General features: G+C 37.4%; 11 protein-coding genes. 5 read left to right on the top strand and 6 right to left on the bottom strand.

Annotation, left to right across the window (positions count from 1 at the left end; all coding sequences use genetic code 11):
* Positions 1-28: 28 nt before the first annotated feature.
* The gene (gene gyrB, locus ABJH90_RS10160; RefSeq protein WP_348138949.1) at positions 29-1969 is read left to right on the top strand and encodes a DNA topoisomerase (ATP-hydrolyzing) subunit B; all 1941 of its coding nucleotides are present in this window, start codon (positions 29-31) and stop codon (positions 1967-1969) included.
* Between the two features lie 168 nt (positions 1970-2137).
* Here gyrB and ABJH90_RS10155 read toward each other — a convergent pair whose 3' ends face one another.
* Complete coding sequence (locus ABJH90_RS10155; protein ID WP_348138947.1) at positions 2138-2509, bottom strand: hypothetical protein; 372 nt, start codon at positions 2507-2509, stop codon at positions 2138-2140.
* Positions 2510-2764: 255 nt separating this feature from the next.
* Here ABJH90_RS10155 and ABJH90_RS10150 point away from each other — a divergent pair, with 255 nt between their 5' ends.
* Both ABJH90_RS10150 and secDF read left to right on the top strand, forming a co-directional pair.
* Positions 2765-3691 (top strand): malate dehydrogenase, encoded by a 927-nt coding sequence (locus tag ABJH90_RS10150; protein WP_348138945.1) that lies wholly within the window; start codon positions 2765-2767, stop codon positions 3689-3691.
* A 288-nt stretch (positions 3692-3979) separates the two neighbouring features.
* Positions 3980-6940: a protein translocase subunit SecDF gene (gene secDF / locus ABJH90_RS10145; protein ID WP_348138943.1), complete on the top strand. Its 2961-nt coding sequence runs from the start codon at positions 3980-3982 to the stop codon at positions 6938-6940.
* A gap of 135 nt (positions 6941-7075) precedes the next feature.
* On the opposite strand, the gene ABJH90_RS10140 is transcribed toward secDF, so the two are convergent.
* From ABJH90_RS10140 to ABJH90_RS10130, 3 genes are all read right to left on the bottom strand, one after another.
* Positions 7076-7267: a cold-shock protein gene (locus ABJH90_RS10140; protein ID WP_019668364.1), complete on the bottom strand. Its 192-nt coding sequence runs from the start codon at positions 7265-7267 to the stop codon at positions 7076-7078.
* 89 nt (positions 7268-7356) lie between these two features.
* Positions 7357-9363, bottom strand: coding sequence for a serine hydrolase (locus tag ABJH90_RS10135; RefSeq protein ID WP_348138941.1), 2007 nt, complete (start codon positions 9361-9363; stop codon positions 7357-7359).
* 76 nt (positions 9364-9439) lie between these two features.
* Positions 9440-10684, bottom strand: coding sequence for an ATP-binding cassette domain-containing protein (locus tag ABJH90_RS10130; RefSeq protein WP_348138939.1), 1245 nt, complete (start codon positions 10682-10684; stop codon positions 9440-9442).
* Positions 10685-10939: 255 nt separating this feature from the next.
* Here ABJH90_RS10130 and ABJH90_RS10125 point away from each other — a divergent pair, with 255 nt between their 5' ends.
* Together ABJH90_RS10125 and ccsA are read left to right on the top strand one after the other, a co-directional pair.
* Entirely contained in the window at positions 10940-11146 is a 207-nt protein-coding gene (locus tag ABJH90_RS10125) for a DUF2892 domain-containing protein (protein ID WP_348138937.1), read from the top strand.
* A 241-nt stretch (positions 11147-11387) separates the two neighbouring features.
* On the top strand, positions 11388-14513 hold the full coding sequence (gene ccsA / locus ABJH90_RS10120) for a cytochrome c biogenesis protein CcsA (protein WP_348319601.1): 3126 nt from the start codon (positions 11388-11390) through the stop codon (positions 14511-14513).
* Between the two features lie 10 nt (positions 14514-14523).
* Here ccsA and ABJH90_RS10115 read toward each other — a convergent pair whose 3' ends face one another.
* Entirely contained in the window at positions 14524-15327 is an 804-nt protein-coding gene (locus tag ABJH90_RS10115; RefSeq protein ID WP_348138933.1) for a hypothetical protein, read from the bottom strand.
* A complete protein-coding gene (locus tag ABJH90_RS10110; RefSeq protein WP_348138931.1) occupies positions 15324-16922 on the bottom strand; it encodes a hypothetical protein in 1599 nt (532 codons plus the stop codon). Before ABJH90_RS10110 ends, ABJH90_RS10115 begins: the two co-directional genes overlap by 4 nt.
* Between the last annotated feature and the right edge of the window lies 1 nt (position 16923).

Genomic DNA, 16923 nt, shown 5'->3' with positions numbered 1-16923 from the left:
AAATTAAATAATATACTTAAATTATTGTATGAGCGAAGAAGCTAAGAAAAAAGAATATTCCGCTGACAGTATTCAGGCATTAGAAGGTATTGAGCATGTGCGTATGAGGCCTTCCATGTATATTGGAGATATAGGTGTCCGGGGATTACATCATTTGGTTTATGAAGTGGTGGATAATTCAATTGATGAAGCAATGGGAGGATATTGCGACGCTATTGAAGTCATTATAAACGAAGATAATTCAATAACTACTAAAGATAATGGTCGGGGAATACCAGTTGATATTCACAAGAAAGAAGGTATATCGGCACTTGAAGTGGTAATGACCAAAATTGGAGCAGGGGGTAAATTTGATAAAGATTCTTATAAGGTTTCAGGTGGTTTACACGGCGTAGGTGTTTCTGTTGTAAATGCACTTTCCGATCACTTAAAGGCATCTGTTCACAGAAATGGTAAAGTATGGGAACAGGAATATGAAAGGGGTAAATCACTTTATCCTGTTAAAAGCGTTGGAGAATCCAGTGAAACAGGAACTATAGTAACTTTTCACCCGGATGCCGACATTTTTACACAAACTATAGAATACAGTTACGAAACCCTGTCTAATAGGATGAGGGAACTTTCTTATTTGAATAAAGGAGTGACTATAAGTATTTCAGACAGGCGCCAGAAAGACGAAGAAGGTAATTTTGTATCTGACACATTTTATTCAGATCAGGGGTTAAAAGAATTTGTACGTTTTTTAGATAGCAACAGGGAACCCTTGATTAATGATGTCATCTCTATGGAGGGCGAAAAAAACGGGATTCCGGTTGAGGTGGCTATGATTTATAACAATAGCTATACTGAAAATTTACACTCCTATGTAAACAATATTAATACTCATGAGGGTGGAACACATCTTTCGGGATTCAGGAGGGGGCTTACCACAACTTTAAAGAAATATGCCGATAGTTCCGGGATGTTGGATAAGGTGAAATTTGAGGTTGCCGGGGATGATTTCAGAGAAGGTCTTACGGCGATTATTTCGGTAAAAGTGGGAGAACCTCAGTTTGAGGGACAAACCAAGACAAAACTAGGAAACAGGGAAGTTTCTTCGGCTGTGAGCCAGGCGGTATCAGAGATGCTCACCAATTATCTGGAGGAACATCCTGATGATGCCAAAATTATTGTGCAAAAGGTGATTCTGGCCGCTCAGGCGCGCCATGCAGCTGCTAAGGCACGGGAAATGGTACAACGGAAAACGGTAATGAGTATCGGAGGGTTACCGGGAAAATTGTCTGACTGTTCAGAACAGGATCCAGCTCTATGTGAAGTTTTTCTTGTTGAGGGAGATTCCGCAGGCGGAACTGCAAAACAAGGCCGAGACAGGAATTTTCAGGCAATATTACCTTTACGTGGTAAAATATTGAACGTAGAAAAAGCCATGCAACATAAGGTGTTTGAAAATGAAGAAATAAAAAACATTTACACAGCATTGGGTGTAACTATAGGTACTGAAGAAGACAGTAAAGCCTTGAATCTCGAAAAATTGCGTTATCATAAAGTTGTGATCATGTGTGATGCGGATGTAGATGGAAGTCATATAGAAACATTAATACTAACTTTTTTCTTTCGCTATATGCGAGAACTAATAGAAGGAGGTCATGTTTATATTGCAACTCCCCCTCTTTATCTCGTTAAAAAAGGGAGTAAAAAGCGTTATGCCTGGTCTGATAAGGAGCGAGATGGGATTGTTGAAAGTTTTGGAGGTAGCGCCGCAATTCAACGCTACAAAGGTTTAGGTGAAATGAATGCAGAACAACTTTGGGATACCACTATGAACCCATCGTTCAGGACTTTACGACAGATTACAATTGATAACGCCACCGAATCTGACAGAGTATTCTCTATGTTAATGGGAGACGAAGTTCCTCCAAGAAGGGAATTTATTGAGAAAAATGCTGTTTATGCAAATATTGACGTGTAACTAGTATTAAATGAAAGTAAAAATCCCGATGTGAAAGCTTCGGGATTTTTTTATTGAGATTAAGTTATAAGTTTCGATTTTATTTGCCGGAGCTATTATTCCTTAATTAAAAAAGCAGCCTTTTAAAAAGACTGCTTTTCGTAACTATATGGAAAAAAAATTGGGGAATTACTCTCGTTTTGCCAGGGTTTCACCTTTTACATCCTCCAGCAACATACCTTCCGGAGTTTCTTTCATGCTTACAACATCTTTAATCATGTCTGTTCCCGGATAAGAAATAGTGTATACACCTTTATCCGCTACCCAGCTAAAATCAGTTTTGAAGTCAACCTGAGACCCGTTGTATTTTTGGTACCTTCCTAAATATACGTCGTTGAATATCCATTCCTGGCGAACTGTTTGTTTATTAGTTTCGCTGGTATTAATAACATCCACCCTGTACCAAATACCGATGACCGGATCATTATTTTCTGGGATTCTGGAACAGTTACTGGCTAACACAATAGCAACTATCGCCATAAAGGAGAAAAGCTTTTTCAATTCTAGTAGGTTTTAGATTTGGGATCTATTAGTATTTCTAACGCCAATACTAAAACAGGTATTGTTAAAAATCGATGTAATACATAAGAATTGGAGTTTCTTCGTTGAATTGCATTTTATTTTAACATATTAATAAAACAATGCATAAACAAATCAAAACTTCAAGGGAAAATATATGTTGATAATGGGTTCTTAAATCTGTTAAATTTCTGTAATTTTACCAGTCTTATAAATCACTTTAAAATATAGTATATCATGAAAGTTACAGTAGTTGGAGCGGGTGCAGTTGGTGCTAGTTGTGCCGAGTATATCGCAATTAAAAATTTTGCTTCGGAAGTTGTTTTGCTGGATATTAAAGAAGGTTATGCTGAAGGAAAGGCTATGGACCTTATGCAAACGGCTTCTTTGAACGGTTTTGACACCACCATAACGGGCACTACAGGAGATTATTCAAGAACCGCTGATAGCGATATTGCTGTAATCACGTCGGGGATTCCCAGAAAACCAGGCATGACTCGAGAGGAGCTGATTGGTATAAATGCAGGGATAGTGAAAACTGTGGCTTCAAATCTTTTAGAGCATTCACCAAATGTAACTTTGATTGTGGTAAGTAATCCGATGGATACGATGACCTATTTGGTACATAAGACCACAAATCTTCCCAAGAATAAAATTATTGGTATGGGAGGAGCATTAGATAGTGCAAGATTTAAATATCGTTTGGCTGAGGCTCTTGATGCTCCTATCTCAGATATTGATGGAATGGTAATTGGTGGGCATAGCGATACTGGTATGGTACCGCTTGCCAGTCAGGCTGCAAGAAATAGCGTAAAGGTTTCTGAATTTTTATCGGAGGGCCGCCTTCAACAGGTAGTGGAAGACACAAAAGTGGGTGGTGCTACACTTACTAAACTTCTTGGCACAAGTGCCTGGTATGCTCCTGGTGCCGCAGTTTCAGCATTGGTACAGGCCATTGCCTGTGATCAAAAGAAGATGTTTCCTTGTTCTACTTTCCTTGAAGGGGAATATGGCTTAAACGATATCTGTATTGGTGTTCCTGTATTACTCGGCAAAAACGGAATTGAAGATATTGTAGAGATTTCCCTGAGTGATGCCGAAAAAGCTAAAATGCAGGAGAGCGCTGTAGGGGTTAGAAATACTAATGGTTTGCTGGACGTGTAGTATAAACCATTTTTTGATTTATAAGAAGCATCACTCGTGTGATGCTTCTTTTTTTAGAATGAGTTTAGTCTGTATAAAGATTGTTTCCATTATACCAGGGCTCTGGCAATTTTTAGGAACTGATTGTTTTATAGCTGTAAATTGAAAATATTGCTAAATAAAGCTTTAAGTACAAAGGTCTCAACAGTCCTTTGATCTATACAAATAACATAAATAAATTGTCAGTTCTTAAGGGAAATGATATATTTGCACGCTGTTTACAAATTCCATCAAAAAATCAATTAAACCATGCAGAATAAAGGACTTATAAAGCTATTTGCTTTCTTGTTCGGACTGGTAAGTATCTATCAACTTTCCTACACATTCATTACCGCTAAGGTAGAAAAAGATGCAACATTATTTGCAACATCTGCTGTTTCACCCTCTGAGGAGGATTATGTGGCCAAAAGAGAAGCGGTTGAAGCTTCTTATTTAGATTCCATTGGAGGTAATCCTATTTTGGGATATACCAGTTATGACGATGCAAAGAAAAAGGAACTAAATAAAGGCCTGGATCTTAAAGGGGGTATAAATGTTACGCTTCAGATATCGGTAAAAGATATTCTTAAAGGCCTGGCGGATAATACCAAAAATCCAATCTTTAACAAAGCATTAGCGGATGCCGACGTGGCTTCTAAAGACAGTGACGAAACCTATATTGATCTGTTTTTCGAAGCATTTGATAATATAAAGGGAGATGCTAAATTGGCTTCTCCTGATATTTTTGCAAATAAAGGTCTTAGTGATGAGATCAATTTTCAAATGACAGATAATGAGGTAATGCCTATTATCCGGCGAAAAATTGATGAATCTGTAGTATCGGCCTTCGAAGTATTACGTGAGCGTATTGATGGTTTTGGAGTTACGCAACCCAACATTCAGCGTGAAGGCAATTCCGGAAGGATTTTGGTTGAATTACCGGGAGCAAGAGATATCGCAAGAGCCCAGGACCTTCTGTCAAGTACCGCACAATTGGAGTTTTGGGAAACCTATGAACCAGGAAATCAAAGCCTTATAAACTTCTTTATTCAGGCCAATGACCGCCTTAAAACCCTCGTAGAAGACTCGGAAGAAGATGTAGTTGATAAGGAAGAATCTGAGATAGATTCTTTACTCTCAGACGTAACCCAGGATTCTTTGGATCTGGCCACTGAGAGTAATCCATTATTTGAAAAGTTACAGTTAAACGGACCTGGTTTTGCTGTTGGTATAGCGGCAATAAAAGATACCGCAGAAATAGGATCATACCTTCGTATGCCGGAAGTCAGACGTTTATTAGCTGCAGAAGTACAATTCACAAAATTTTTATGGGAGCGGCCTACTAAGGATTCCGAAGTGGCATCCTTATATGCCTTAAAATCTAACAGGGATAATACCCCTAGAATTAGTGGTGATGTGGTTAGTGATGCCAGGGACCAATTTGACCAGTTTAACAGGCCAGCTGTAGGCATGGACATGAACGTAAAAGGTGCTAAGCTTTGGGAAAAACTAACCAGTGAGGCTAACCTTAATAATACAGGTATAGCAATTGTCCTCGATAATAAAGTATATACTGCGCCAGGGGTTTCTCAGGTAGGAGGAATATCAGGAGGCAGTTCTGAAATTACCGGAACTTTTACAGTAAATGAAACCAAAGATATTGCCAATGTGCTGAGGGCTGGTAAATTACCCGCTTCCGCAGAGATCATTGATTCTTTTGTTGTTGGTCCTTCCCTGGGACAGGAAGCCATAGATAGTGGCTTTATGTCCTTTCTGATTGCTATGGTTTTTGTTTTAATATGGATGATCTTCTATTATGGTAAAGCAGGAATCTTTGCCGATATAGCTTTAACTTTCAACATTGTCCTAATTTTTGGTGTATTATCCAGTTTGGGTGCTGTACTTACATTACCCGGAATTGCCGGTATTGTATTAACTATAGGTATGTCTGTTGATGCTAATGTTCTGATCTTTGAAAGGATTAAGGAGGAATTGGCTAAAGGTAAAGGGAAAGGGCAAGCTATCTCTGATGGTTTTGCAAATGCATTATCATCCATTCTGGATGCAAACGTAACAACAGGCCTTACTGCAATTATATTATTGATTTTTGGTAGTGGCCCTATTAAAGGTTTTGCTACTACCTTAATTATTGGTATTCTAACCTCTTTGTTTACAGCTATTTTTGTTACGAGATTATTGATAGAATGGTATATTTCTGGCAAAGGAAGAACTCTGGATTTTTCAACTCCTCTTACTAAAAATCTGTTTAAGAATTTAAATATCGATTTCTTAAGCAAGCGTAAAATTGCTTATGTTCTTTCAACTATTTTGATAGCTATTGGACTTTTCTCCTTATTTACTCAGGGCTTGGACGAGGGTGTAGATTTTGTTGGAGGTCGTAACTATCAGATTCGTTTTGTAAATCCGGTTAATCCTTCAGAAATAACGAATGAGTTATCCGAAACCTTGGGAAGTGCCAGCGCCAAAACATTTGGCGATGCTAACCAAATTATGGTTACAACCAAGTATAAGGTAGATGTTCAAGGTACAGAAGTGGATGATGAAATATTAGGAATATTATATACCTCACTTCAAAAATACTTACCGGATGGAGCCACATATCAGGATTTTATCCCCGGTGGAACTAATGGAGATATTGGGGTACTTAAGTACCGGAAGGTTGGACCAACAATTGCAGATGATATTAAGAAAAATGCGCTTTGGGCTATTTTTGGATCATTAGCAGTAGTCTTTCTGTATATTTTACTGCGTTTTCGTAAATGGCAGTATTCATTGGGCGCCGTTGCAGCGGTATTCCATGATGTATTGATTGTATTAGGCATCTTCTCGCTAACCAGTAAAATAATGCCTTTTAGCATGGAAATAGATCAGGCGTTTATAGCGGCCATTTTAACGGTTATTGGTTATTCCCTGAATGATACTGTGGTCGTTTTCGACCGTATCAGGGAGATGGTTACCGAACATGGCTGGAAAGGCGGTAAAAATATCAATAAGGCATTAAACAGCACGTTAAGCAGAACACTTAATACCTCCCTTACGACACTTGTTGTACTATTGTCCATTTTTATTTTTGGAGGGGAATCTTTGAGAGGATTTATGTTCGCCATGATAATTGGTGTAATAGTAGGTACCTATTCTTCACTATTTATAGCAACACCAGTGATGTATGATACCAGTCGTCGTGAGATAATGGGAAAGAAGAAGGAATAAGGTTTTTTGAAAATTATATTTTAAGCCGCAGAACTTGTTAATAAGCTTTGCGGCTTTTTTAGTGTTTTTATAGATAAAAAAAAGCCTGTCGTTTAAGACAGGCTTTTTTAAGATAAATTCTTTAAATCTTAAGGATTAAACTACCTCAACATTTACTGCGTTTAAACCTTTAGGGCTTTCTTCTAGATCGTAGCTAACTTTATCTCCCTCTGAAATCTCTTCTGTTAATCCACTTGCATGGACAAAAACGTCTTTGTCTCCTTCATCCGGAGTGATAAATCCAAAACCTTTGGCGTTGTTGAAAAATTTTACTGTACCGTTACTCATGATTATATATTAAATTAGCCGCAAAGGTAGGTTAATATCCTTTAAATTAAGTATATAAGCCAATAATTTTGCGTCCAGTCATCGTTTTTTCACTTTTCTTTAAGAAATAACAGATTCCTAACCCTTCCAGATGATACTTTACAGCCACTTATTTTATCATCTGCATCCCTAATAAATTCAATCCTGTTAAAAAACCATTCACCGCCAGAAAACATATCTTTTTTAAGAGGGTCCAGTGCAATGTCACTATGCCTGCTATGTCTGGCAATCAATTTATCGCCTTCTATCATGAATTCGTATTCTGTAGATAGTTCCTCACTGTAAAATCTCCCGGTAAATAATGATAAATCAACAGACGATTTATCAAATGCTATGATTCTTGGTGCATTCATAATCTGGCCCCCTTGTTCCAGCTTAAAACTTTCTGCTTTTTCATCCTCAGTGGGAATAAACGTAATTTCAGCTTCCACTTCTGCAATTTTAAACTTAGTTTGGGATAAAGCGATTAAGGTTACTTTTTGTTGTCCGGTTGCCTGCGCTAATAATTGACCACTGTTTTCAGTGATGCTTATAATAAATCCTGGTTGTAATTCATAGTCACCCAGATAGGATTTTTTGGTTTTTTGATCTATGGTAATTTTATTATTTCCATTACCTGAGGCTGCCACATCATTCTTTGGCTTTGTTTTTATAAGATCTCTCAAATAAATGTCCGTTATTTTATGCGCCATTGATCCTGATCCAAAAGAAGCATCATTACTGAATACTATCACTGAAAAATTTTGATCGGGAAAACGAGTCAGGTATGACCGGTAACCCGCATCTGCCCCGCCATGTTGTATCTCATTCAATTCTTTATACTTTCCTACAAATTGGCCAAGTGCTCCTCCAATTTTCTTACCATTATTCAGAACTGCAGGCGTATTCATTTCGGTAAACAATTCAGGACTCCCAATTTTTGGCGATGAAAAGTTTAGCGCCCACAGACTTAGATCTTCAACGGTAGTGAATAGACTGGTCGCTCCCACATTAGCATAGCTCAACACACTTTTTTTATAGCCGGTACTGTCTGAATAATAGGAATACGCCCTGTTTTTTACAATTTTTTCATGATCATCGTAAAATAGCGTATTTGCCATACCCAGAGGTTTAAAAATTCGCTCATCTGTAAAAACGGCGAAGGATACACCAGAAACTCTTGCAACCACTTCGGCCAACAAAGTAAATCCGGTATTGCAATACATATATTCCTCACCGGGATCAAAATTAAGCGCCTGTTGTTTACTTATTAATTTAAGTACATGTTCCTTTGTGATAACATCATCGAGCCGCCAACCCGCCATGGCTAATAAATTCCATTGATCCCTTAAACCGCTGGTGTGACTTGCTAAATGCCTCAGAGTAATGGTCTTACCAAAATCCGGGACTTCCGGGATATACTCTCTTATATCATCATCGAGTGTCAATTTTCCTTCACTTTCTAATAATAATATGGAGAAAACCGTAAACTGCTTGGACACAGAGGCAATATGAAATATTGTTGAAGGCACTATTGGTATATCATATTCCAAATTTGACATCCCGTACCCTTTTTTATAGACAATTGTGCCATTTTTGACTACGGCAACCGCTGCTCCAGGTGTTTCCTTGTTGTCCCAGACTGTAAACAATTCATCAACCTGTCCATTTAAGGTAACCGCCCTGGGTTTTATTTTTTCAAGGGATATTTCATATTTACCATTAGGTTGATTCTCATCCAACGGATAAACTTCCACAACATATTCGCCATCAATGGTGGAAGTTAATGTTATGTATTCATATCCGTTTTTACCATTGGGGCTATCAAAGTCCTTAATTTTATTGCCTCTTACATCATAAGTAGTTATTTTTAGATCAACACCTCGTTGCATCAACTTAAAAAAGGCAAACTGATCCTTGGCCATCACTACCTTATATTGATGTGTTTCTTTAGGTAATATTTCGGCAATAATTGGACTTCCTTCACTTAACTCCCCTTTTAGAAATTGTGCATTTAATGATACTGACAGAAAAATAATAAAAAGGGTAACCTTCGATTTAACTACGCAATAATTCATATTTTAATTTTTCTTGTTGAGTTGGTACATATTTAAAACGACTTTACGTCTAATTTGTAACTCGGTTACTTAATTTTTATTTACCCATTACATTACCAACAGATCCCTCAGGGGTCAATTCTAATTGATATACAAAATGTGGTTTTAATTCCGGTTCCTTCCTATGCGAGACAAAAATTATTGTTGTCTGACTTTCTGCCGCCATTTTATTTACAAGGGCAACTACAAGAGCCGCACTTGCATCATCTAAGCCGGCAGTTGGTTCATCCAGGATTAACAGAAGTGGATGTTTAATCATTGCCCTCACGCACATGATAAGTCGTTGTTGGCCCAGACTTAGGTCGTGAAAATAACAGTCTTTTTTGTCTTCCATATCTAATAAAGCCAGCCATTCCCCGGCTACCCTTAGTTGAGCTTGACTGGGCTTCACATACAATCCAATGGAATCTAAAAGTCCTGAAATTAGCATATTTTCCAGGCTGTGATAGCCCCTGAACCGGTCTACCATGGCAGGGGTAAAATAGCCTATATTTTTTTTGATATCCCAAACACTTTCACCACTCCCTTTCTTCGTTCCAAACAGGAATATATCCTGCCCGTAAGCTTTGGGGTTATCACCTGTAATCATGGAAAGAAGTGTTGTTTTACCACTACCATTTTTACCGGCCAGCTCCCAAAATTCTTCGGTTCGGATGTTCCAGTTAATATTTTTGAGAATTGGTTTCTCTTCATAGTGTACGGAGACATTTTTAAATCTAATTAAATAGTCATGAGAATATTTAAACTTAATTAATGGTTGAGGAACAACTCTTTGAAAAGCCTTACTTTTTTTGGGTTCTATTAATGCCAGGTCTTCCAGGATAAACAATTCATTTAATTCCATTCGGCAATAATGAGTAACAAAAGGAAGCAGGTCAGCGGATCTACTGATTAATTGAATTATTATAACGTGATCCGATATGTTAGCAAGAACTGCTTTCAGATGACTTTGCGATTCCCTGTCAAGGTTATCAAACGGGTTGTCTAGCAGTAGAAAGCCGGGTTCTGTTTTCAAAATATAATTTAAAAGTACTTTTTTGCGCTCCCCACTGCTCATAGATAGAAGGCTTTGGGAAGTAGAAGAAGTAAGTAGCTTTAGATCATGCCTTACTTCTTCTTCAATAAAGTTGTCCAGGGCGAGTTTAGAGAATAATGCCCCTTTCAACCCTTTTAATGACTCAAAGCCAACAGGAGGATTAGCTTCTTCCAACAATTGTTTTATAAGGCCTAGTTTATTGGATTGATTATTTATAAAAACAGCAAAGTGTTGTTTTTTGGTCATAATATCCTGAATACGCGTTTTGAACAAATATAGCAGATAGCCATTTAATGTTCGATGACTTCATATTTAATAATTAAATTAAATCAGCTAAAGAATTTTACTTAATATTTTATATATTTAGAATCCCCCTTGATGTTTATTATCTACTATGAGTAAAAAGGCAATAAAGCTAATACAGGCTTGTACAATTTGTTTGGGTTTAATAACAGGGCTGGTTTTCTTCCTGGACTTTATATTTAACTAAAATTAAATACTATGAAAAAGAACATGGGATCTACTGATCGTGTAATACGATTTATTGTTGCGGCAATTTTCTTTGTACTCTATTTTACAGGTACGGTTACTGGGACCTGGGGAATAGTTTTATTAGTAGTAGCAGGCGTATTTATCCTAACTAGTTTAGTTAGCTTTTGTCCGCTATATGCTCCTTTCGGATTAAGTACATGTCCAAAGAAGGACTAGTTTGCATAAATGACTTTTGAAGAATTTAAATTTGGGAATAACTTTGTTGTGACCTCTTAAAATATTAGTGAACTGCATCAAAAAATTAGACTTGGTTCAACGGATCATTATTGTGATTTACGAACTTCAGAAGATTTTAAACTAATTTAATTTTAACCATTCTCTCATACTGTATAAAAAAACCATTCGTTTGATGTTAATGGAAAACTGCTAACTTTGAAAAATATATCATTAAATGAACATGAAATTATTTTTCTCCCAAGTCTTTAAAACATTATCACCTTTCTTCAATACAAGAGCCGCCGGACTGTATTTTCTGCTATTTGCAGGGGCAATTGGAACAGCTACTTTTATTGAAAATGATTTTGGAACTTCCGCGGCACAAAAAGTGGTTTATAAGGCCTGGTGGTTTGAGTTGCTGCTTATTCTGTTTTGTATCACCATCATAGTGAATATCATAAAATTCAGGATGGTGCAACAAAAGAAATGGCCTCTGCTTTTATTTCATTCGGCGATCATAATTATTATTATTGGTGCTGGGGTTACAAGATATCTGGGTTTTGAAGGTATTATGCACATCCGGGAAAACGACAGTGCAAATAGTTTTATTTCTTCCAACCCTTATCTAAAGTTTAAGGTCAATGCGAATAATCAGACTTATGATTTTAATGAGCCGGTTTTGTTTGCTTCATTAGGTAATAATGCCTGGCAGGAATCCTACCTCATTGGCTCAGATTTAATCAATATAAGAGTTAAGGAGTTTATTCCTAATCCAAAAAAGAACTTATCAGAGTCTATTGATGGCATTCCAACTTTGCAACTTGTAATTGGAGGTCTTCGTGGGAGGGAAGAGTATTATATAAGCCTGGGCGAAACGAAACGCATTGGCAATGTGATTTATAATTTTAAAGACACCCCATTTCCCGATGCTTTTAATATTGCGGTTCGAAATGAATCTCTCGTGTTTACAAGCAGTAAAGTACTTACACAAACTGTAATGGCTACCCAGGAAAAGGATACTATTTATCCATCGGATACGGATTCCCCACTCAAATTAAGGGCTTTGTATACAGATGGAGTCAATAGTGTTGTTTTTTCCGATTACAATAAAAAAGGGTCGGTGCAAATTGAATCTGAAGACCCTAAAGTTAAGAATGAAAGCCTAACCGCACTTTTAATGGAGGTCTCAGTTAACGGAGAATCAAAGGATACCTATGTATTTAGTAGCAGGGGAAATGAAGGTAGACCTGAATTACTGGCTTTTGAGGATTTGAAATTGTCCATTTCTTATGGGGCAAAAGAAATTAAGGTCCCTTTTTATATAAAGTTGAACAAGTTTATACTAGACAAATACCCGGGTACCAATAGTGCTTCATCTTATGCCAGTGAAGTTACCCTTGTGGATGAAAAGGAAAATGTAAAAATGGATTATCGAATCTATATGAATAATATCCTGAATTATAAGGGATATCGGTTTTTTCAGTCCTCGTTTGACAAGGATGAGAGAGGTACTTATTTAAGTGTCAACAGCGATTTTTGGGGCACCTTAATATCTTATATTGGATATGCCCTGCTCACTTTGGGTATGCTTCTTACCTTGTTCAGTAAAAAAACAAGATTTCACCAACTCACTCAAAAAATTAAAAAATTACGCGCGAAAGGATTAATAGCTCTACTCCTGATCCTTTTATCTGCCAATACACTAGAGGCTCAATCTAACCCAATAAATACTTATGTTGAGCATGCTGTTAATATTGATCATGCCGATAAGTTCAGTAAACTGGTAGTTCAGGATTTTAAGGGACGAATGAAACCAGTGCACACTCTTTCAAGGGAATTGATGCGAAAATTGGCACGTAAGGAAAGCTTATTTGGCTTAACGGCAGACCAGATATTACTGAGCATGTTTGTAAATAAACAGGAATGGTATGCCGCTGGCGTTATTAAGTTAGGAAAGCATAAGGACATTCATGAAAAACTGGGTGTTCCGGGAGACTACGCTTCCTATGCCGATTTTTTCTCGACTAATGGCAATTATATATTGCAGGAAGAGGTAAGAAGAGTATATGGCCTTGAACCTATTGACAGAGGTGTCTTTGAAAAGGAATTGATAAAAATTGACGAGAGATTGAATATTTTGAGCATGATCTTCTCGGGCACCTTACTCAAAATAATTCCTACCCCTAACGATCCAAGTAATACCTGGGTTGCAAACAGCGGACATGCCCATGTTGAGAATGATGGTCATAACCATTCAGAAATAGCAGACAATTTTTTTAAGAACTATACGAACACCCTGAAGGAAGCTATCAGTACAGGTAATTACTTGCAAGCAGACCGGCTTGTAGAAGAATTAAAAACGTACCAAATTAAAAATGGAGGTTCCATAATGCCTTCAGAATCAAAGATCAATGCTGAAATATTATTAAATCAACTAAATGTCTTTACCCGTTTGGCAATATTTTACATCTTCCTTGGTATAGCTTTATTGTTCTTTTTATTTTACTCGGTTTTCAAACCCAATGCAAGTCTGAAAAAAGTATATCTGGTTTTATTTTCATTAGTAGTTTTTGGTTTTGTATTACACACTATAGGACTTGGTTTGCGTTGGTATGTTTCCGGGAGGGCCCCATGGAGTAATGGCTATGAATCCATGATCTATATTGCCTGGACCTCAACATTGGCCGGGATACTATTTACAAGAAAATCATTTGGTGGCCTAGCGGCAACCATGGTTTTGGCAGCCACAATTCTTTTTGTTTCTACCTTAAGTTTCCTTGATCCTGAGATTACTCCTCTGGTTCCTGTTCTAAAATCGTACTGGCTCACCATTCATGTATCACTGGAAGCAGGTAGTTATGGATTTTTAATGTTAGGGGCAATTATTGGCCTCATTAATCTAATACTAATGATTTTCCTTACGAAATCTAACAAAACAAGAATAAAAAGAATTGTTCAGGAAATGTCGTATATCAGTGAATTAACCTTAATTGGAGGTTTGTTTATGGTAAGTGTTGGCACCTATTTAGGCGGCGTTTGGGCCAATGAGTCCTGGGGCCGGTATTGGGGCTGGGATGCCAAGGAAACCTGGGCGCTGGTCACCATTTTAGTGTATGCCTTTATTTTACACATGCGTCTCATTCCCAAGCTAACGGGGCTCTTTGCTTATAATGTGGCTACCACCTTTGGGCTGGGCTCAGTTATTATGACCTACTATGGTGTAAACTATTATCTGTCGGGGCTGCATTCCTACGCTACCGGAGATCCTGTACCAGTGCCCAATTGGGTTTATATGGTAGTTATATCAATTATTATAATTAGTGCACTCGCATATTATAAAAAGAGGAAATATTCTGTTATTTCTTGATTCCGGATAATTACTGCACCAGAGTGCCATTTTCAAGAATCAGATCATATTTATAACCAGCTCCGAAATCGCGATTAAGACTAACAACAGCGCGGATTGTAATCAGTTTACCCTCCGGAACAAAAGTGTTTGAGGTAATAACCATATCAAAGTCATCTTTACTCCCATCCTGTAGATGAATCCAGTTGCGATCCATGATATTGGGATTTACTTTTACGCATTTACCACTAAGCTGAACAGTATGACCCTCATACTTCTTGGGATCACTTACCAGCTCTGAAATTTTAATTGTTCCCTTATGAACAACGGTTTTTTCGGTATGGGTAGGGATGTCTTCTTTGACCACTATTTCTTTTTTGGCATTACTGCCAGAATTAGCAGAAGCAGTTATATGTTTGGAATGATCTTCTGAAACAAGATTTGATATAAGATAAATCTCATCGAAAATACGGTTGTACTCTTTGCTCTCAAAATTTGTTTTAAGCAGACCACCTCTGTAAAAATATATTTCACCTTTATTTATTTCCGCTTTTCTGGTGGCTATCCAAAATTCTTTTTCCCCTTCTTTAACCCTGAGATAGACATATCTGGCTGTGGGAAGTACCTCTTCTACCACAACTTTATGCAACTCATTGCCAACTTCGGCTGTTGGGTTTGGAATTACGCGCGTTGCGGGATCTGGCGTAAAAATGCCATTGCTCTCAGTATTTCCATTATCTGAGGTTGGAGTAATTACCTTTGGACCGTTGTTACAGGCAGTTATGCATGCTAATAAGATAATGATGAAAGAGTAGGAATTAAATTTTTGTGTCATCGCCTGTTTTTTTTGGTATTAAATCTTTGGACTAGTCTTGCGTATATTCTATAATTATTTTCAATTTCAGAAATGGCCATCTCACCTGAAATACTAAATAATAAATTCCTGCTAATGTTATAGGATAGATTTGTGCCTATATAGTGCTGCAGATATGGATCCGTCATACTGTAATAGTTATAATCTACAAATCTATAATAAAAGTCGGCATACAATTTGTTTTTAACAAGATCCCTTGAATATCTTATAGAGCCAATATTGCTTAGCAGATAGTTAGATTCATTTCTGTTATAAGACAGAGATAATCTGCCTTCAATACTTGGGATACGCGTCCAGGTGACATATCCATGTAGGTTATTTGATTTGTTTTGTTCATCGCTTCTAAACCGTCGGGCATAACTAAAACCAGCCGAGATGTATTTAAATGGTCTGATATTCAATCTTGCTCTTAAGCCTTGGCGGGCCAGATCGTCATCTAGGAGCCTGTCAATTTCGGATTGAAAAGTCTGGTAGTAGAGAATACGTTTTCGGGAGTCATAAGAAAGCATCAGATTAACCTTTCTGCTTATTCTATAGCGTGCAGATATGTATAAGTTGGTAAGCCTGATGTCATTAGCAGTCACTCCGTCTACTTTGCTGTACAAATCCAGTTCCAGTGAAGAGAAAAGATAAAGGTTTTTAAAAATAGTGCTGTTATGTTGAAAATAGGCAAATCGACGATCTGTTTCCCCCGCATTTTGTTGTTCCACAAATCCCAGGGTTGTCTGGGAATAAAACTTTTTGGCATCCGTCATCACCCCGGCATAACCTCCGTATTGTAGTAAATCTGCATTAAATCCATAATCAAAGGTATCCGGACGAAAACCACCTATTGCGCCAACATAAAATTTACCAAAATATTTTTCAAGCTGCAGCCCGTCAATCGCTCCCAGAGAGGAGATTTTCGGGTTTATGTTTCTTCCTGCGATTACAGAAAAAGAAGGTAAAGCATCATAACGTACAGACAAATTATATACCCTAAAAAAATTGTTCTTCAGAAGTGAGGTGCTATCTGCCTGTTCAAAAATATACCGGTAATTTAAATAGGTGTTAAAAGAGAATTTAGAATTGTTTATATGTGAGGCATTAAGGGCGAGACGTGTCATTACCCTCGTCCTGTTTTCCCTTTGACTATTAATGTTACTATAGCCCGAAAGCGATACAGATCCGTTAATGTTCTCAGTATACATAGATTCTATGGTTTCTTCCACAACTGGTGCGGCCAGTAATAATTCCGTCGGCGATTCCTGTTTAGTTTCGGATTCTGTTTTTACCATGTAGTTAAATAGAACTTCATCTCCCTTTTGTATTTCACAATCGTTGATAATTGAACATACACAGGATGTAGAAGACTTACTTTTGACCACTAAACAAGCGCTATCAGTACCACCTAAGTTTAAGGAGTCGCCCACCTTAATAAAAGATGTGTCATCAAATTTCACATAGATGTTATTGGTGGTAACAAACGAGACCTGCCCATGGAGGATGTTGTCCTGTCCAAACGCATTTGAGGTTAAGGCCATAAAGGCAATTATGAAATGTAATTTAAATTTCATT

Source organism: Eudoraea sp., from assembly GCF_039969275.1.
Lineage (GTDB): Bacteria > Bacteroidota > Bacteroidia > Flavobacteriales > Flavobacteriaceae > Eudoraea.
The sequence above is the reverse complement of the archived record's forward strand: the minus strand, read 5'-3'. Positions and strand labels throughout refer to the sequence as shown.

Bases quoted from the DNA above. Each gene is read 5' to 3' on its own strand.
- ABJH90_RS10125 (WP_348138937.1), top strand. From the start codon at position 10,940: ATGAAAAAGAACATGGGATCTACTGATCGTGTAATACGATTTATTGTT.
- ABJH90_RS10140 (WP_019668364.1), bottom strand. From the start codon at position 7,267: ATGAGTAACGGTACAGTAAAATTTTTCAACAACGCCAAAGGTTTTGGA.
- gyrB (WP_348138949.1), top strand. From the start codon at position 29: ATGAGCGAAGAAGCTAAGAAAAAAGAATATTCCGCTGACAGTATTCAG.
- ABJH90_RS10110 (WP_348138931.1), bottom strand. From the start codon at position 16,922: ATGAAATTTAAATTACATTTCATAATTGCCTTTATGGCCTTAACCTCA.
- ABJH90_RS10115 (WP_348138933.1), bottom strand. From the start codon at position 15,327: ATGACACAAAAATTTAATTCCTACTCTTTCATCATTATCTTATTAGCA.
- ABJH90_RS10150 (WP_348138945.1), top strand. From the start codon at position 2,765: ATGAAAGTTACAGTAGTTGGAGCGGGTGCAGTTGGTGCTAGTTGTGCC.
- ABJH90_RS10135 (WP_348138941.1), bottom strand. From the start codon at position 9,363: ATGAATTATTGCGTAGTTAAATCGAAGGTTACCCTTTTTATTATTTTT.
- ccsA (WP_348319601.1), top strand. From the start codon at position 11,388: ATGAAATTATTTTTCTCCCAAGTCTTTAAAACATTATCACCTTTCTTC.
- secDF (WP_348138943.1), top strand. From the start codon at position 3,980: ATGCAGAATAAAGGACTTATAAAGCTATTTGCTTTCTTGTTCGGACTG.
- ABJH90_RS10130 (WP_348138939.1), bottom strand. From the start codon at position 10,684: ATGACCAAAAAACAACACTTTGCTGTTTTTATAAATAATCAATCCAAT.